Raw genomic sequence first — 17,377 nt, forward strand, 5'->3', positions numbered from 1 at the left:
CCAAGACGTCAGCCGACGAAGGCGCGTTCCAGCACATAGTCGGCGGGTTCGGCGTTGGAGCCTTCCTTCAGCCCATAGGTCTCCAGCAGTTCGCCGGCTTCCTTGATCATAGCCATGGAGCCGCACAGCATGGCGCGGTCGCGGGCGGGATCGAAGCCCTCGGGCAGGCCCAGGTCGCGGAAGAAGTCGCCGGACTTGATGCGGTCGGTGATCCGGCCGGGCGTTTCGAAATCCTCGCGCGTGACGGTGGGATAATAGGTCAACTGGGCCTGAGCCTCTTCGCCGACCAGGGGATCGTCATGGATTTCGCGGGTGAAGAAGTCGCGATAGGCCAGGTCGGCGACGCTGCGGACCGTGTGGATCACATAGACATGGCCGAAGCGGGCATAGGTGTCGGGATCGCGCGCGACGCTGAGCCACGGCGCCAACCCCGTGCCGGTGCCGATCAGGAACAGCCGCTCCCCGCCGGTCAGGGCGTCCAGAACCAAGGTGCCGGTCGGCTTCTTGCCCATCAGGACCGTGTCGCCGGCGACGATCTTTTGCAGGCGCGAGGTCAGGGGGCCGTCGGCGACCTTGATGGAGAAGAACTCCAGCTCCTCGGCCCAGCAGGGGCTGGCGATGGAATAGGCGCGCAGGACGGGCTTGCCGCCATCCTCGCCCGGCAGGCCGATCATGACGAACTCGCCCGAGCGGAAGCGGAAGTCCTCGGGCCGTTTCACGCCGAAGCTGAACAGGCTGTCAGTCCAATGGCGGACCCACAGAACCTCCAGTTCATTGAACGGGCTGGCTTTCACGGGAGCGGGGGAGAGGGCGGCGTCGGTCATGGTGCGGTCTCTCTAATCTGAGACCCGCTCGCAGGGAAGGAAAAGCCTTTCGTTAGACGACGACTTTTCCTCGTGACGGCTTGCAGAAGGGCCGCTAGCGTCACCGACCATGCGCACAGTCCTTCTTGCTTCGACCATCCTTCTGTCGGCCGGTTCCGCACTCGCCCAGGAGACGCCGTCCAACATCCTGACGCCCGAGCGGGTGTTTTCCAGCCCCAGCCTGAACGGCCCGGTGGCCAAAGGCGTCAGCCTGTCGCCGGACGGGCAACTGGTCGCCTTCCTGCGCTCGCGCGAAGACAATGTGGACGTTCAGGACCTGTGGGCCGCGCCCACCGGCGAGGGCGAACCCTACAAGCTGATCGACGCGCGGGCGCTGGTTCCCGACGCGGGCGAGCTGTCGGAGGCAGAGAAGGCGCGGCGCGAGCGGATGCGGATCAGCGCGCGCGGCGTGGTCGAATATTCGTGGGATCAGCAGGGGCGCTATATCCTGGCGCCGCTGGAAGGCGACATCTTCCTGGCCAATCGGGCGGACGGCGAGGTGCGCCGCCTGACCGAGACGCCCGCCGACGAGATCGACGCCAAGGTCTCGCCCAAGGGCAGCTATGTCTCCTATGTCCGCGACCAGAACCTGGTCGTCTATGATCTGGCCAGCGGCCAGGAGACGCCGATCACCGACGACGGCGCCGGTCTGATCACCTGGGCCACGGCCGAGTTCATCGCCCAGGAGGAAATGGACCGCGACACCGGCTATTGGTGGAGCCCCGACGAACGCTACATCGCCTTGACCCGCGTCGACGAAAGCCCGGTGGACATCGTGCCGCGCTTCGAGATCACCGGCGCCGGCGCGACCATGGTCGAGCAGCGCTATCCCCGCGCCGGCCGCCCCAATGCGGTGGTCGAACTCTATGTCCGCGATCTGCAGGGGGGAGGACGGGTCAAGGTGGACCTGGGCTCCAATACCGACATCTATCTGGCGCGGGTCGATTGGGCCGGCGACGGCAAGACCCTGTATGTCCAGCGCCAGTCGCGCGATCAGAAGACGCTGGACCTGCTCAGCGTCGATCCGACCACCGGCGCCTCGCGCGTGATCCTGAGCCAGAAGGCCTCGGCCTGGGTCGATCTGAACAACGACTTCCGCGTGCTGGCCGACGGCCGGTTCATCTGGTCCAACGAGGACAGCGGCTGGCGGCACCTGTATCTGTACGACCGTAACGGGCGGCGGCTGCGGGCGATCACGCGCGGCGACTATCCGGTCAAGCATCTGGATGGCGTCAACGAACAGACCGGCGACGTCTATTTCACCGCCTCGATGCGCGACGGCGAGGAACTGCCGATCGAACAGCAGATGTTCCGGGCCAGTCTGAACCGGACGGTCGATCCGGTCGCGGTGACGCCGGGCGGCGGCTGGTGGAGCGTTTCGGTCAACGGGCCGGCGACGGCCTATGTCGGCAACTATTCCGATCCGGCGACGCCGACGCAATCGGCTCTGTACCGGATCGACGGGACGCGCGTGCGCTGGATCGAGGAGAACAGGCTCGACGCTGCACACCCCTTCACCCCCTACGTCTCGCGGCTGCGGGCGCCCGAGTTCGGTACGATGCAGAGCCACGGCCAGACCCTGGTCTGGCGCATGACGACACCGCCCGACTTCGATCCGTCCAAGAAATATCCTGTGGTGATGCAGGTCTATGGCGGCCCCGGCACCGGCGCGGGCGTGCAGAAGAGCTGGCAGCCCCTGACCAACCAATTGCTGACCGAGGCGGGCTATATCGTCTTCCGGGTCGACAATCGCGGCGAGGGCGACCGGTCCCAGGCCTTCGAGACCAGCATCTATCGCCGTCTGGGCATTCCTGCGGTCGAGGATCAGACTTTAGCCGCCAAATGGTTGAAGACACTGCCTTATGTCGATGCGGACCGGATCGCCATGATGGGCTGGAGCTTCGGCGGCTTCCTCAGCCTGCTGGCCGTGACCGAGCCCGAGGCCGGTCTGGCCTCGGCCCTGGCCGGCGCCGCCCCGACCGAGTGGAGCCTGTACGACACCCACTACACCGAACGCTACATGTCCACGCCCCAGGACAATCCTGAAGGCTATGCCGCCACCGACGTCCTGCCGCGTCTGGACGACCTGACCGGCCGTCTGCTGATCCTGCACAGCATGGCCGACGACAATGTCATCTTGGGCAATGCGACGCGCGTGATCGACGCCCTCCAGGCCAAGAGCATGCCGTTCGAAATGATGCTCTATCCCGGCCAGAGACACGGCGTCCGCGGCGAACCGAGGCAACTTCAGCAATGGCGCACCTATCTCGACTTCCTGGACCGCACGATCGGCGAGCGGGCGGAACCAGCCGCCGACTGATCCTGGCCGCTGCGGCCGCGCTGGCCCTTGCGGGCTGCGCGGCCGGGCAGGGCGCCTATCCGTCCGCGTCCGCCGTGGTCGCGACGGGGCGGGCGAACAACGCCGCCCATGCGGTGCTGCGCTGGACCGAGACCTCGCCCAGCCGGGGCGCGTCGGCGATTTCCGGTATGCCGATCTTGCTGAAGGATAATATCGAGACGGCCGACATGCCGACCACGGCCGGTTCGCTGGCTTTGGCCGGCAATGCGCCGGGTCGGGATGCGCCTCTCGTCGCCCGTTTGAGGGCCGCCGGGGCGGTGATCGTCGGCAAGACCAATTTGTCGGAATGGGCCAACATCCGGTCTTCGGACTCGATCAGCGGCTGGAGCGCGGTCGGCGGGCAGACGCTGAACCCCTATGATCCCGCGCGCACGCCGTGCGGATCGTCGTCAGGCAGCGGGGCGGCGGTGGCCTTGGGCCTGACGCCGGTCGCCATCGGGACGGAGACGGACGGGTCGATCACCTGTCCGTCCTCGGTCAACGGCGTGGTCGGGTTCAAGCCCACCGTCGGCCTGGTGTCGCGGACCCATATCGTGCCGATCAGCCATTCCCAGGATACGGCCGGGCCGATGGCGACGACGGTCCGGGATGCCGCCAAGGTGCTGACGGTCATCGCCGGGTCCGATCCGGCCGATCCAGCAACGGTCGAGGCCGACGCGCGAAAGGTGGACTACGCCGCCGGGCTGGACGCCGGTTCTCTGCGCGGCGCACGGATCGGGGTGATGCGGTTCCTGAAGGGGTATTCGGCCGAGACCCAGGCTGTGTTCGAGCAGAACCTGCAAGCCCTGCGCGATGCGGGCGCCGTGCTGGTCGACCTGCCGGAGGGGCCGGATGGTCGGGTCATCGGAGCGGCCGAGTTCAAGGTGCTGCTGTACGAGCTGAAGCACGACCTGAACGCCTATCTGGCCTCGACCGACCCGGAACAGGTCCGCACCCGCACCCTGGCCGACGTGATCGCCTTCAATGCTGCCGAACCGCGCGAGACGGTGCTGTTCGGTCAGGACATCTTCGAGCGCGCTCAGGCGATGGGGGATCTGACGGCGGCTGATTACATGGAGGCGCGCGCGACATCGCTGCGGTTGGCGGGACCGGAGGGGATCGACCGGCTGATGCGCGACAATGCCCTGGTCGCCCTGATCGCCCCGACGACTTCGCGGGCCTGGACCAACGATCCCAAGGACGAGGATGACATGGAGGGCTCGGCCAGCCAGCTGGCCGCCGTCGCCGGCTATCCGCACCTGACCGTCCCGATGGGCTTTGATCGGGGGATGCCGGTGGGCTTGAGCTTCCTCGGCGGGAAGTGGGAGGACGCACGCATCCTTTCGTTGGGTTACGCCTTCGAACAGGCGACGCAGGCGCGGCGGCCGCCGCCTGTCGTTCGTCCGTGACATCGGTTCGGGGCGGCCGCGAGGGATTGCGGCATGACCGACGGCGACTTTCATTTTCAACGGCGGATCATCGCGTGAGCGACCTGATCGCCAACATCGTCGGCTCGGCGGCGGCCGTCTGCTCGATCACCAGTTTCGCGCCCCAGGCGATCAAAATCTGGAAGGAGCGCGACGCGTCTTCGGTCAGCCTGAAGACCTATTCGCTGACGGTGACCTGTTTTGTCCTGTGGGTGATCTATGGCGTGATGACGCAGGCCTGGCCGGTGACGGTGGCGAACGCCTGCGCCCTTGTGATGGCGTCGGGCGTGCTGGCGATGAAATGGCGCTTTCGGGATGGCGATCCGGAGAAGTGATGCGACCTTTACCCGACGTGATCTTGGCGCCCTCGTCGATGCGGGCTAACCCGTAGTTCACAACGTCCTTTTAGGGAGACGCCCCCAATGCCCGATCTCGCACAAGTCACTGAACACATCCGCGGCGCCGTCGGCGACAACTCCGGTCTGGGCAAGACCGTGAAGCTCGACCTCGGCGACGAGGGCAAGATCTACATCGACGGCGCCTCGGTGCCGAATACCGTCACCAACGAAGACAAGCCCGCCGACGCCACCGTCTCGATGAAGTGGGATGACTTCATGGCCCTGTCGGAAGGCAAGCTGGACCCGATGATGGCCTTCATGCAGGGCAAGCTGAAGATCGCCGGCGACATGATGATCGCCCAGAAGCTGGCTCCGCTGCTGAAGCGCTGATGCCGGCCTGAACGACCAGTTATGGCGGCGCGGCTCCTGATCGGGGCCGCGCCGTTTTCGTATCGAGCGCCCGGCAGAGGCGCGAACGGGAAGAGGAAAACGCCATGGACTTCAAACATTCAGACCGGGCCCTGGACTGGCACGCCCGGGTCCGCCGCTTCCTGGACGAACAAGTCATCCCCCGCGAGCACGAATATTTCGCGCAGGTGCGCGAGGACTCGACCCGTCAGCCGCCGGTCATGGAAGCGATGAAGGCCGCCGCGCGTGACGCCGGCCTGTGGAACATGTTCCTGCCGGGCGGCCATGAAGGTGAGAATGGGGGCGCGGGCCTGACCAACCTCGATTATGCGCCGCTGGCCGAGATGATGGGCGCCCATCTGTGGTCGTCCGAGGTGTTCAACTGCAACGCCCCCGACACCGGCAATATGGAAGTCCTGCACATGTACGGCGACGCCGCCCAGCAGGACCGCTGGTTGAAGCCGTTGATGGCCGGCCAGATTCGCTCCGCCTTCCTGATGACCGAGCCCGAAGTGGCTTCGTCCGACGCCACCAATATCCAGACCCGGATCGAGCGCGACGGCGACCACTATGTCATCAACGGCCGCAAATGGTGGTCGACCAATATGGCGCACCCGAACGTCGCCATGACCATCGTCATGGGCAAGACCGACTTCGACGCCGCCAGCCACGCCCAGCAGTCGCAGGTCATCGTGCCCGTCGACACGCCTGGCTTCCGGGTCGAGCGGATGCTGACGGTCTTCGGCTATGACGAACGCCCCATCGGCCACGCCGAGGTGGTGCTGGAGAACGTCCGCGTGCCGGTCGAAAACCTGATCGCCGGCGAGGGCCGGGGGTTCGAGATCGCGCAAGGGCGGCTTGGCCCCGGCCGCATCCACCACTGCATGCGCGTGATTGGGGCGGCGGAACGGGCGCTGGAGCTGATGGTCATGCGGCTGCTGAACCGGACGGCGTTCAAGAAGCAGCTGGCCGAACATTCGGTGTGGGAGCAGCGGGTCGCCGACGCCCGCACCAATATCGAGATGTGCCGCCTCCTAGTGCTGAAGGCCGCCTGGATGATGGATCAGGCAGGGGCCAAGAACGCCCGTTCCGAAATTGCGCAGATCAAGGTCGCCGCGCCGCGCATGGCGCTTCAAATCATCGACGACGCCATCCAGGCGTTCGGCGGCGCCGGCGTTTCGGGCGACACGCCGTTGGCCGAACTCTATGCGACGGTGCGCACCCTGCGAATCGCCGACGGCCCGGACGAGGTCCACAACCGCACCATCGCCCGGCTGGAATACGCCAAGCATGGCGGCAGGCCGGTGCGTTGAATTCGCAGCCAGACTTACCAAATCCCTGACGACTCACCGGGGAACCCCGACCGTGGCGTGACGTTCGATCTGCTTGAACGACGCGACGCCCGGTCCGGGCAGCGGGACTGGCGCGGAACGGAACGGCTGATATGAATGCTCGATTCGAGCCCGATACGCGGGCGGCGTCGGACGTGGCGCGGTTCCGGTGCGTTCGGGCGGCGATGCCTGCCCTGGCCCAGGGACTGTCGGTCGAAGACCTGTCGGCGCAGTCCATGGCCGATTGCAGCCCCGGCAAATGGCACCTGGCCCATACCAGCTGGTTCTTCGAAGCGCTGATCCTGGCGTGCGATCCAGATTATCGGCCTGTCGATCCGCGTTTCCAGCAACTGTTCAACTCCTACTATGAGGCGCTGGGCGAGCGGGTGCCGCGCGACCAGCGTGGGCTGATGACCCGCCCCTCGGTCGATGAGGTTCTGGCGTATCGCCGCGAGATCGACCGGCGCATGGCCGCCTGGTTGGCGCAGGGGCCGTCGAGCGGGCTGGAGCGGTATCTGTTCGAACTGGGTCTGCATCACGACCAGCAGCATCAGGAACTGTTCCTGATGGATCTGTTGAACCTGATGTCGCGTTCGCCGCTCGACCCGGCCGCCTATGAGGTCGAACCCCGCGAGCAGCCGGTCGAGACGACGCGCGGCGGCGTGGTCTCGTTCGACGCGGGCCTGGTGTCGATCGGTCATGGCCGTGCCGGCTTCGCCTTCGACAATGAAGGCCCCGCACACCGGGTCTGGCTGGAGCCGTTCGCTTTAGCTGCCGATCTGGTGACCAACGGCGACTGGATACGGTTTATCGAGGACGGGGGCTACACCCGCTCGGACCTTTGGCTTTCGGACGGCTGGGCGACGGTGAAGGCCCAAGGCTGGACCGCGCCGCTGTACTGGCGCTGCGACGGCGGCGACTGGACGGTCATGGGGCTGACCGGCCGCACCCCGGTCGATCCCGCCGCGCCCTTGCGCCATGTGAGCTTCTACGAGGCCGACGCCTATGCGCGCTGGGCCGGCAAACGCCTGCCGTCCGAGGCGGAATGGGAACATGCGGCGACGACCGCGCCCGAGGGGTTTTCGAACCTGTCTGGCGAGGTCTGGCAGTGGACGTCCAGCGCCTATGCGCCTTACCCCGGCTTCCAGCCGACGTCCGGCACAGCCGCTGAATACAACGGCAAGTTCATGGCCAATCAGATGGTTCTGCGCGGCGGTGCCTTCGCCACGCCGTCCGATCATGCCCGAGTGACGTATCGGAACTTCTTCTACCCGCAACAAAGGTGGGCCTTCATGGGTCTGAGACTAGCCGAAGACGCCCCGCACAGGCACGCCCCGCACAGGCACGCCGCGCCGACGGACGACGCCCAGACCGCAGGATTCCGGCGCGACATTGTCGATGGCCTGTCGCGCGACCAGAAGGCCGTGCCGCCCAAATGGTTTTATGATGCCGAGGGTTCGCGGCTGTTCGAAGACATCACGGCCCTGCCGGAATACTATCCGACGCGGCAGGAGACGGCGCTGCTGCGTGAGAGCGCGGCGGCCCTGACCGCCGATTTCGGGCCGGACGCCGTGCTGGTGGAGTTCGGGTCCGGGGCCAGCGAGAAGACTCGTATCCTGCTGGACGCCGTGCCCGACCTGGGGGCCTATGTGCCTTTGGATATCAGCGAGACGGCCCTGCTGGATGCCGCGACCCGCATTCGCGCGGATTATCCGAACCTGACCGTTCAGTCGGTGCTGGGCGACTTCGAACATCTGGCGCCCCTGCCGGACGATTTGCCGCACGGCCGCCGCATCGGTTTCTTCCCCGGTTCGACCATCGGCAATCTTCAGCCGGACGAGGCGGAACGATTTCTAGCGGCCGCGCGTCGGATGCTGGGGGAGGGGGCGCTGTTCATTCTGGGCGTCGATCTGGTCAAAGATCCGGCGATCCTGGTCGCCGCCTATGACGACAGCCAAGGCGTCACCGCCGCCTTCAACCGCAATCTGCTGGTTCGGGCGAATGCCGAACTGGACGCCGATTTCGATCTGAACGCCTTTACGCATCGGGCGGTGTGGAACGCCGAGGCGTCACGGATGGAAATGCATCTGCAGGCCATCACCCCGACGACGGTTCGCATCGGCGATCAGTCGTTCCGCTTCATGAGCGGCGAGACGATCCACACCGAAAGCTCACGCAAGTTCACTCCAGAGTCCGTCGAAGCCATGGCGAAGGCGTCCGGCTGGTCCGTGGTGCGTACTGACGTGTCGCCTGAACCCAGCGTCGCTCTGGCTTTGCTCAGGGCCTGAATCGGCTTTGGCGCGTCGCACAGCGCGACGCGCCAAACACAAAGAAAAAGGGCGGCGCGTCGATCGACGGGCCGCCCTGTTTTTATAGCTCTCAGCGGGTTATTCGCCGTCTGCGGCGTCCGCGTCTTTTTTGGTTCCGTGAGACGCTTCTCCACCCTTGCGGCCGGCCTGTGCGGCGAGGCTGCGATCCTGGGAGAAGCTTCGTTTTTCGCTGGGGACGCTGGCGCCCCCTTTGCGCGCGATTTCGCGCTGACGTTCTGGATCCATGGAGGCGAAACCTCTCTTGGAAACGCCGGAGGGTCGTGAGGGCTGGCTGTCCATCGGTATCCTTTCAGTGCTGCCGTTGCGCTTGCTGAAATGAACCCAGTGACTCCGTGACGGTTCCGTTCGGAACCCTGTTTTACTGTCACACCCCTGAGCGTCTTCGTGGTTTGACTTCATCCGGCTCCATAAGGCCTGGAATCACCTTCGCCCCCGCCATCGGGTTCCATCGGTGGAACTTCGTCAGGCGTGTCGGACGGCTGAATTTCCGGTTGAGGCGTGGTCTCGGGCTGGATTTCCGGCTGGGGTGTCGTGGGGGTGGGTTCGATGTAGGTCATGATGATCTTCTCCTTGCCCGTAACCAACGCGACCCCGCCATGGACGTTCAAAGGAACCACTGGTCGCCCGGTCGGTTTGTTGTGCGAACCCGGAGATCGACATGACCAACACAACCATTACTTCGCCTTCGCCAGACGACATCGTTCTGGATGATGACGATCTGACGCAGCGTCTGGACCGCGAAGCCGACGCCATTCTTGCCGGTGGTGAACGCCGCACCTTCGGCGAAACCGCCTCCATTCGCCAGGCCGTGCGCGAAGACGTAGGTCTGGTGCGCGAGAAGATTTCAGGTCGCGTGCATCGCGTCCAGGAAGACATTCAGGACAGTCCGATGAAGGCGACCCTGTATGCGTTGGGCATCGGCGTGATCATCGGCATGATCCTGCGCCGCTGATCCAGGCGAGAGCTTTAGGCAGGCCCCGCCGGCTCACGCTGGATCGGGGCCTGTCTCATTGCAGCGTCCGACACGAAGGGATTGGTGCGGCGTTCCTCGCCGAAGGTCGAGATCGGTCCGTGTCCCGGCACGAAGGTGACGTCGTCGCCCAGCGGCCAGAGCTTTTCGATCACCGAGCGGATCAAGGCTGGCGGATCGCTGAGCGGGAAGTCGGTGCGGCCGACAGATCCCTTGAACAATACGTCCCCCACCTGGGCGAATCGCGCCGCGCGATTGAAGAAGATGACGTGACCCGGCGTATGGCCGGGGCAGTGGCGCACGTCCCAAGTCGTCTCGCCTAGGCTGACGGTGTCGCCGTCCTCCAGCCAGCGGTCAGGCGTGAAAGGGCGAGCGTCGGGCAGGCCATACATCCGTCCGCTCTCGACGATTCGGTCGATCCAGAACTGATCAGCCTTCTGAGGGCCGGTGATCTGGACGCCGGTCTTCTCCTGCATCTCGGCGGCTCCGCCCGCATGATCCAGATGGCCATGTGTGATCCAGATCTGATCAAGCGTCAGGCCGCGCCGCTGAACCTCACCCAGAACGACATCCACCGATCCGCCCGGATCGATCACGGCGGCCTTGTTTGTGGCTGTGCACCAGACGGTGGTGCAGTTCTGCTGAAGCGGGGTGACGGGCGTGACGAAGACGCCGATGGGGGAGGCGGGCTGGCTCATGCGGCCAACATAACCCTGCCTGATGCGCGAAACCACCGGCCGCGATCACGCCCGCGTTGACCTTTGGGGCCCTTCTCGACATAAGGGCGGGCTTCGAGGCGCCGCTCCTTCCCAAGACCTGGGTCAGGGCGGCCTTCTTGCTTTATCCATTCCGCGCCGGCCCTCCTTAAGGCCCATGCGCCACAGAGCGTCAGAATCCCGACCATGCAAGTCGTCGAAAAGTCGAACGAAGGCCTCAGCCGCGTGATCGCGGTGACCATTCCCGTTGCGGAGCTGAACGAGAAGCTCGAAGCCCGCGTCAAGGAAGTCGCGCCTCAGGTGAAGCTGAAGGGCTTCCGTCCGGGCAAGGTGCCGGTCGCCCACGTCAAGAAGACCTTCGGCCGTGAGTTCATGGGCGAGATCATCAACGCCGAGCTGAACGAATCCAGCCAGAAGGCCCTGGACGAGGCCAAGGTCCGTCCGGCCGCTCCCGCCGAGATGAAGCTGACGTCCGACATGGACAAGGTCATTAAGGGCGAGGAAGACCTGGCCTACGAGATGGCTCTGGAAATCATGCCTGATTTCACGCCGATCGACCCCAAGAGCCTGAAGCTGGATCGCCCGACCTATGAAGCGTCCGACGCCGATCTGGACGAGGCCCTGACGGAACTGGCCGGTCAGGCCAAGTCCTACGAGGACAAGAAGGGCAAGACCGTCAAGGCCGCCGAGGGCGACCAACTGACCATCGACTTCCTGGGCAAGCTGGACGGCGAACCCTTCGAAGGCGGCACGGCCGAGGATGCGGACCTGGTGATCGGCTCGGGCCGCTTCATCCCCGGCTTCGAAGAGCAGCTGACGGGCGCCAAGGTCGGCGAAGAGAAGACCATCGAGGTCACCTTCCCCGAGAACTATCAGGCCGCTCACCTGGCCGGCAAACTGGTCACCTTCGACGTCAAGGTGAAGGCCATCAAGGCTGAGGTCGAAGCCAAGGTCGATGAAGACTTCGCCAAGCGCATCGGTCTGGAGTCGCTGGACAAGCTGAAGGAACTGCTGGGCCAGAACCTGAACCAGCAATACGCCGGCGCCGCCCGCTTCAAGCTGAAGCGCGCCCTGCTGGACCAACTGGACGAAGCCCATGACTTCCCGCTGCCGCCGAAGATGGTGGACGCCGAGTTCGACGGCATCTGGCAACAGGTCGAGGCCGACAAGACCGCCGGCCGTCTGCCTGAAGAAGACGCCGCCAAGTCCGACGAAGACCTGAAGGCCGAATACCGCAAGATCGCCGAGCGCCGCGTCCGCCTGGGCCTGGTGCTGGCCGAGATCGGTCGCGCCAACAACGTTCAGGTCACCGACCAGGAGCTGAACGCCGCCATCCTGCAGGAAGCCCGCAACTATCCGGGCCAGGAACAGGCCGTCCTGAACTTCTACCGCCAGAACCCCAACGCCGCCGCCCAGATGCGCGCCCCCATCTATGAAGAGAAGGTCGTGGACCTGATCGTGGGCGTCGCCGACGTGACCGATACGCCGATCACGAAGGAAGAATTGCTGAAGGAAGACGAGGAGGCGTAAGTCTCGTTCTTACAGAAGCGTAACTGGTTATTTCATTGCGAAGTGATAGTTGTGAGGGGTCCGCAATTTGCGGGCCCTTTTCTGTTTCCAGAACAATCAGATGTGAACTTCGATGAACATGCTTGTCGCGCTCCTTTCGACCGCCGCCTTGTCCATCGCCGTTCCGGCATTCGCTCAGGAACAGGCTTCCGCGAGCCCGCAGACGCCAGCGGAACTGGGAGACGTCGAGGTCACCGGGCGGCGGCTCGAACCGCAGGTTCAGTCCTTCATCGACGACATCGCCGCGCCGCCTCGTGGGCGAGGTCTCGCGCGCTGGGATCGTACGATCTGCGTAGGCGTCGCCAACATGGACGAGCGGTATGCGCAGTTCATGGTTGATCGCGTGGCCAAGGCCGCCGTGGACGTGGGCCTTGAGGTCGGCGAGCCCGGATGCCGCCCGGACATCATGGTTGTGGCATCTGCCGACGCCAAGGCGTTGGCCTCGGCGCTGGTGGACGACAATCCTCAGGGGTTTCGCCCCGCGCGCAGCAACACGGATCTCGGATCTCAGGCCTTGAGGCGGTTCAAAACCACGGACGCTCCGGTCCGTTGGTGGCATGTCAGCCTGCCGGTCAGTGCAGACACCGGCGAGATCGCGGTTCGACTGGATAACGAAGAGCCGCCGACCATAACGGTCAGGGATGCGTCGCGGCTGCGTTCCAATATTCGTGACGACCTGGCGCGCGTGATCATCATCCTCGATGTCAGTAAGATTGGTACGGTGGGGTTCGGGGCGCTCAGCGATTATGTGGCGATGATCGCTTTGGCCCAGGTCGAGCCGGACGCCGACGCGAATGGCTATGACAGCGTCCTTAACCTGTTCTCGCCCGAGGCCGATAGACTGGCCGGGCTGACCCAGTGGGATCGCGACTATCTGGCGTCCCTGTATCGGGCCAATCGCAATCGGGCCCGCCCCACTCAGCAGGCGCGGGATATTGTGCGCGGCATGGTCGGTGAGCGCGACGACCGTGTCGAGGCGAACGACCGACAGCCCTGATCACAAAGTCCCGCCTTGCGTCAGGGGCACGCGAACGCGATATGCTAGGACGAAGGGCGCGGCTTGAATCGCGCCCATGGCATCCCGAAAAGGCATCCATGCGCGATCCGATCGAACTGATGAACATGAACCTCGTTCCCATGGTGGTGGAGCAATCCAGCCGTGGCGAGCGCTCCTTCGACATCTTCTCTCGCCTGCTGCGCGAGCGGATCATCTTCCTGACGGGGCCGTTCGAGGACGGCATGGCGTCGCTGATCTGCGCCCAACTGCTGTTCCTGGAGTCGGAAAACCCGAAGAAGGAAATCAGCATGTATATCAACAGCCCTGGCGGACAGGTGTCCTCGGCGCTCGCGATCTACGACACCATGCAATACATCAAGAGCCCGGTTTCGACCGTGGTCATGGGCATGGCCGCCTCGGCCGGCTCGCTGATCCTGACGGCCGGCGCGGCGGGTCAGCGGATCGCCCTGCCGAATGCGCGCATCATGGTGCACCAGCCGTCGGGCGGGTTCCGTGGTCAGGCGTCGGACATCGAACTGCATGCTGCCGACATCCGCTACACCAAGAAGCGTCTGAACGAGATCTACGTCCACCACACTGGCCGGACGTATGAGGAAGTCGAAAAGACCCTGGACCGCGACCACTTCATGTCGGCCGAGGAAGCCAAGGCCTGGGGCATCGTGGACCACGTCTATGATCGCCGCGAACAGGCGGACGCCGACGGCGTGAAGACGCCCGGCAACTAAATCGCCCGGCAACTAAGCCGCCCGAAAAACGACCAAAAAAGGCGCGCCGATCGCGGCGCGCCTTTTTCATTTTGTGCTATCGGAACCGCCATGCAGTTCACACGAGATCCAAGCGGCACGGTCGAAGTCGACGGCGAAACCTATGCCTGGGAACTTCGTCGCCAGCCTCAGCCCAAGGGCGGAAACGTCTGGGAAGGCATGGCCGTCTCCCTGCGCCATGTCGATTTCAAGCGCGAGGCCATCGTGCAGTTCCCGCCGCCGCTGCGACCCAATGGCCGGCCGGATGTCGAAAAGCAGCGGGTCAATGTCGATGCAGTGCGCACCGCCATCGCCTCGGCTATCGCAGCCGGATGGGATCCGGCCTCGCGCGGCAAGGCCGTCGTGTTCGACGTGGACGCCGACGGCAACTGAAGGGCGTCACGGCTTCTGGCGGAATACTCTGAAGCCCGGCTCCTGCGCCATGGCCAGCATTTCGGTATCGCCGGAGGTGTCGCCATAGGCGGCGACCAGGGTCATGTCGTTGCCATAGGCCGCCTTAAGCCGTCGCACCTTCTCTTCACCCCGACAGTTCGGACCCGCAAAGGCGCCTGTGATTCGGTCGTCCGTGTCGAATACGAACTCGGTGCCCAGCAGAGCTTCCGCGCCCAGCTTTCGGGCAAAAGGCGCGACTGTCGTGGTGGGGGAGGCGGTCACGATCACGCGATGGGCACCGCGCTCGCCCCAGTCGTTCCAGACCGCAAGCGCATCGGGCCGCATGAAGCGCGGCCAGACGTCCTGCGCGAATTGCTCGGCTTCGGCTTCAAGGGTCTGACGATCGGCGCCTTGCAGGAACTCCTTCACCGACGCCGCCTTGATCCGTCCCCGGTCGCGATCCCGTGCATAGGCCGCCACGGCAGGCGCGAGCTTGACCAAACCCAAAGCCCAGGCGCCGGGACCGGCGCGCCAACGCAGGAATTCGGTGAAACTGTCGCGAATCGTCAGTGTCCCATCGAAATCGAACGCGACAATGGGACGCCCCTTAGCCTTGGACTGGCGCAAATCCTGCACGATCCCCATGTCAGACATTCGCCTTGATCCCCGCCGACACTGATCCATCCACGCACTGCAACAATCCCTTGCCGCCTTCGGGGTTGTCGTCGCACGTGGGATGGGTAATTGTCATTTTTTGAAGACCTTCGCAGCCAGAGTACTGGCATCAATGTGAGGGAAGCGCGTTTCGGGCCATTTCGGTTCGCCCCGCGGGAGTGAGATAAGGGTCTATGACCAAAGCAGCCGGCTCAGACGCCAAAAGCACTCTGTACTGCTCGTTCTGCGGAAAGAGCCAGCACGAGGTCCGCAAACTGATTGCGGGCCCGACCGTCTTCATCTGCGATGAATGCGTCGAACTGTGCATGGACATCATCCGCGAAGAGCACAAGATCGGCTTCAAGAAGACGACCGATGGGGTTCCCACGCCCAAGGAGATTCGCGACGTCCTGGACGACTACGTCATTGGTCAGTCGCACGCCAAGAAGGTGCTCTCGGTCGCCGTCCATAACCATTACAAGCGCCTGAACCACGCGACGAAGAACAACGACGTCGAACTGGCCAAGTCGAACATCATGCTGATCGGGCCGACCGGCTCGGGCAAGACGCTGCTGGCCCAGACGCTGGCGCGCATCATCGACGTGCCCTTCACCATGGCCGACGCCACGACCCTGACCGAAGCCGGTTATGTGGGCGAAGACGTCGAGAACATCATCCTGAAGCTGCTCCAGGCGTCCGACTACAACGTCGAGCGCGCCCAGCGCGGCATCGTCTACATCGATGAAATCGACAAGATTTCGCGCAAGTCGGACAATCCCTCGATCACCCGCGACGTCTCGGGCGAGGGCGTGCAGCAGGCCCTGCTGAAGATCATGGAAGGCACCGTCGCCTCCGTGCCGCCGCAAGGCGGCCGCAAGCATCCGCAGCAGGAGTTCCTGCAGGTCGACACCGCCAACATCCTGTTCATCGTCGGCGGCGCCTTCGCCGGCCTTGAGAAGGTGATCGCGGCGCGAGGGGCGGGCGCCTCGATCGGCTTCGGCGCCAAGGTCAAGGAAATCGACGAGCGTCGCACGGGCGATATCCTGAAGGGCGTCGAGCCCGACGACCTGATGCGGTTTGGCCTGATCCCCGAGTTCATCGGCCGTCTGCCCGTTCTGGCGACGCTGGAAGACCTGGACGAAGCGGCGCTGGTCACCATTCTGACCGAGCCGAAGAACGCGCTGGTCAAGCAGTACAAGCGCCTGTTCGAGATGGAGAATGTCGAGCTGACCTTCACCGACGACGCCCTGATCGCCGTCGCCAAGAAGGCCATCACCCGCAAGACCGGCGCGCGCGGCCTGCGTTCGATCCTGGAAGGCATACTGCTGGAGACCATGTTCGAACTGCCGACCTTCGAAGGCGTCGAAGAGGTGGTGGTCAACGCCGAGGTGATCGAAGGCAAGGCTCAGCCCCTGCTGATCTATTCCGAAGTGTCGAAGAAAAAGGCCGACGGCGCCGCCTGATCGGGCCGCCAGAAGCGATAGAGGCGAAGGCCGGAGCGAGAGATCGCTCCGGCCTTTTTTAATTTAAGCCGCCATGCGGGGTTCGGCTAGCAACAGTATGTGACCGGGATGGGCCTCCGCCTCGGCCTTGGCGCATCGGACGGCGCTCTTGGCGTCGGTGAAGACGCCCTCGAACAGACCGTCGCTTGAGGTGACGCGCCAGCGATTGCCGATGGGCTGGATCGTCAGAATTTCTACGGCGGGTGGGACGGGCGGGGCGGCGATCATTGGGTGCGCCTGTGCTGGTCGCGGTTCAGGCGGTCGGCCTCGGCCTGCAATCGTGCAGCCAGGCGTTCGGCGGCGGCGCGGTCGGGCAGGGGGCGGGTCGTGGCTCTGTTGATCGCCACCGCCCAGCCGCTTGCGCGGGGCACCACCCTGTATCGTCGGGGTGGGACGGGGGCTGCGGCCCCGCCTTCGACATGGCCCTGCATCATCGCGACGGCCCCCGAAGAATCGGCGCGCCGAACAGGGCGCCGATGAAGGTCATCGCCATCTGGACGGAGGTCGGCTTTGGGGCGGGGCGTTTCAGCGATTCCGCCAGCAGATGTGAACGGCTCATGGGGCATCTCCTTGGATCCCAAGCAGACGCCCGAACCCCGTAAAGCCGCCATGTCGAAAGCGCCGCGTCGCATAATGCGGGCCTAAAGCGACGCGATCGCGGGCCGTGCGACCACGCAGATGTGGGTGGTTCATCGGTCACGCTTGAACCGTGGGTCTTTCAAACCACATACTCATCCGAACGCCGTCGGAATCGACGGGCCGTCATGCGCCGGTCGG

General features: G+C 64.7%; 20 protein-coding genes. 12 read left to right on the top strand and 8 right to left on the bottom strand.

All coding sequences use genetic code 11. The features are described from left to right. Window positions 1-8 precede the first annotated feature (8 nt). Window positions 9-824 (bottom strand): ferredoxin--NADP reductase, encoded by an 816-nt coding sequence (locus tag EGY25_RS15195; protein ID WP_135195857.1) that lies wholly within the window; start codon window positions 822-824, stop codon window positions 9-11. 109 nt (window positions 825-933) lie between these two features. On the opposite strand from EGY25_RS15195, the gene EGY25_RS15200 reads away from it, so the two are divergent. The 6 genes from EGY25_RS15200 (at window position 934) to egtB (ending at window position 8,993) form a co-directional block, all read left to right on the top strand. Then, window positions 934-3,183 (top strand): S9 family peptidase, encoded by a 2,250-nt coding sequence (locus tag EGY25_RS15200; RefSeq protein WP_135195858.1) that lies wholly within the window; start codon window positions 934-936, stop codon window positions 3,181-3,183. Continuing rightward, complete coding sequence (locus EGY25_RS15205) at window positions 3,117-4,610, top strand: amidase (protein WP_209308106.1); 1,494 nt, start codon at window positions 3,117-3,119, stop codon at window positions 4,608-4,610. The genes EGY25_RS15200 and EGY25_RS15205 overlap by 67 nt, the downstream gene beginning before the upstream one ends. A gap of 74 nt (window positions 4,611-4,684) precedes the next feature. Beyond that, window positions 4,685-4,963 (top strand): SemiSWEET family sugar transporter, encoded by a 279-nt coding sequence (locus tag EGY25_RS15210; RefSeq protein ID WP_135195859.1) that lies wholly within the window; start codon window positions 4,685-4,687, stop codon window positions 4,961-4,963. Between the two features lie 87 nt (window positions 4,964-5,050). Further along, window positions 5,051-5,356, top strand: coding sequence for an SCP2 sterol-binding domain-containing protein (locus EGY25_RS15215; RefSeq protein ID WP_135195860.1), 306 nt, complete (start codon window positions 5,051-5,053; stop codon window positions 5,354-5,356). 104 nt (window positions 5,357-5,460) lie between these two features. Then, window positions 5,461-6,687 carry an acyl-CoA dehydrogenase family protein gene (locus EGY25_RS15220; protein WP_135195861.1) on the top strand — a complete coding sequence of 409 codons (1,227 nt, stop codon included), beginning with the start codon at window positions 5,461-5,463 and terminating at the stop codon, window positions 6,685-6,687. A 131-nt stretch (window positions 6,688-6,818) separates the two neighbouring features. Then, window positions 6,819-8,993, top strand: coding sequence for an ergothioneine biosynthesis protein EgtB (gene egtB / locus EGY25_RS15225; RefSeq protein WP_135195862.1), 2,175 nt, complete (start codon window positions 6,819-6,821; stop codon window positions 8,991-8,993). Between the two features lie 99 nt (window positions 8,994-9,092). Here egtB and EGY25_RS15230 read toward each other — a convergent pair whose 3' ends face one another. After that, window positions 9,093-9,314, bottom strand: a complete 222-nt coding sequence (locus tag EGY25_RS15230) for a general stress protein (RefSeq protein ID WP_135195863.1) — start codon at window positions 9,312-9,314, stop codon at window positions 9,093-9,095. Window positions 9,315-9,430: 116 nt separating this feature from the next. Beyond that, window positions 9,431-9,592, bottom strand: coding sequence for a hypothetical protein (locus tag EGY25_RS16610; RefSeq protein WP_167762589.1), 162 nt, complete (start codon window positions 9,590-9,592; stop codon window positions 9,431-9,433). A gap of 101 nt (window positions 9,593-9,693) precedes the next feature. On the opposite strand from EGY25_RS16610, the gene EGY25_RS15235 reads away from it, so the two are divergent. Continuing rightward, a complete protein-coding gene (locus tag EGY25_RS15235) occupies window positions 9,694-9,987 on the top strand; it encodes a hypothetical protein (RefSeq protein WP_135195864.1) in 294 nt (97 codons plus the stop codon). Window positions 9,988-10,001: 14 nt separating this feature from the next. On the opposite strand, the gene EGY25_RS15240 is transcribed toward EGY25_RS15235, so the two are convergent. Then, window positions 10,002-10,703, bottom strand: a complete 702-nt coding sequence (locus EGY25_RS15240; RefSeq protein ID WP_135195865.1) for an MBL fold metallo-hydrolase — start codon at window positions 10,701-10,703, stop codon at window positions 10,002-10,004. A gap of 204 nt (window positions 10,704-10,907) precedes the next feature. Here EGY25_RS15240 and tig point away from each other — a divergent pair, with 204 nt between their 5' ends. The 4 genes from tig (at window position 10,908) to EGY25_RS15260 (ending at window position 14,444) form a co-directional block, all read left to right on the top strand. Beyond that, entirely contained in the window at window positions 10,908-12,251 is a 1,344-nt protein-coding gene (tig, locus tag EGY25_RS15245) for a trigger factor (RefSeq protein WP_135195866.1), read from the top strand. Window positions 12,252-12,363: 112 nt separating this feature from the next. Continuing rightward, window positions 12,364-13,287 carry a hypothetical protein gene (locus EGY25_RS15250; RefSeq protein WP_135195867.1) on the top strand — a complete coding sequence of 308 codons (924 nt, stop codon included), beginning with the start codon at window positions 12,364-12,366 and terminating at the stop codon, window positions 13,285-13,287. Between the two features lie 98 nt (window positions 13,288-13,385). After that, a complete protein-coding gene (locus tag EGY25_RS15255; protein WP_135195868.1) occupies window positions 13,386-14,033 on the top strand; it encodes an ATP-dependent Clp protease proteolytic subunit in 648 nt (215 codons plus the stop codon). Window positions 14,034-14,123: 90 nt separating this feature from the next. Further along, on the top strand, window positions 14,124-14,444 hold the full coding sequence (locus EGY25_RS15260) for a hypothetical protein (protein WP_135195869.1): 321 nt from the start codon (window positions 14,124-14,126) through the stop codon (window positions 14,442-14,444). A gap of 6 nt (window positions 14,445-14,450) precedes the next feature. Here EGY25_RS15260 and EGY25_RS15265 read toward each other — a convergent pair whose 3' ends face one another. After that, window positions 14,451-15,098, bottom strand: coding sequence for an HAD-IB family hydrolase (locus tag EGY25_RS15265; RefSeq protein WP_209308107.1), 648 nt, complete (start codon window positions 15,096-15,098; stop codon window positions 14,451-14,453). Between the two features lie 194 nt (window positions 15,099-15,292). Between EGY25_RS15265 and clpX the strand changes: the two genes are divergently transcribed. Next, window positions 15,293-16,561 (top strand): ATP-dependent Clp protease ATP-binding subunit ClpX, encoded by a 1,269-nt coding sequence (clpX, locus tag EGY25_RS15270; RefSeq protein ID WP_135195870.1) that lies wholly within the window; start codon window positions 15,293-15,295, stop codon window positions 16,559-16,561. A gap of 63 nt (window positions 16,562-16,624) precedes the next feature. Here the strand turns inward: clpX and EGY25_RS15275 are convergent, their stop codons facing one another. From EGY25_RS15275 to EGY25_RS16880, 3 genes are read right to left on the bottom strand one after another with little or no spacing between them, the layout of a single operon-like run. After that, window positions 16,625-16,828, bottom strand: coding sequence for a hypothetical protein (locus tag EGY25_RS15275; protein ID WP_135195871.1), 204 nt, complete (start codon window positions 16,826-16,828; stop codon window positions 16,625-16,627). Next, window positions 16,825-16,971 carry a hypothetical protein gene (locus EGY25_RS16615; protein ID WP_167762590.1) on the bottom strand — a complete coding sequence of 49 codons (147 nt, stop codon included), beginning with the start codon at window positions 16,969-16,971 and terminating at the stop codon, window positions 16,825-16,827. Before EGY25_RS16615 ends, EGY25_RS15275 begins: the two co-directional genes overlap by 4 nt. A gap of 59 nt (window positions 16,972-17,030) precedes the next feature. Continuing rightward, window positions 17,031-17,159 (bottom strand): hypothetical protein, encoded by a 129-nt coding sequence (locus EGY25_RS16880; RefSeq protein ID WP_280643961.1) that lies wholly within the window; start codon window positions 17,157-17,159, stop codon window positions 17,031-17,033. Window positions 17,160-17,377: the final 218 nt, after the last annotated feature.

This window comes from Brevundimonas intermedia (assembly GCF_004614235.1).
GTDB classification, from domain to species: Bacteria; Pseudomonadota; Alphaproteobacteria; order Caulobacterales; family Caulobacteraceae; genus Brevundimonas; species Brevundimonas intermedia_A.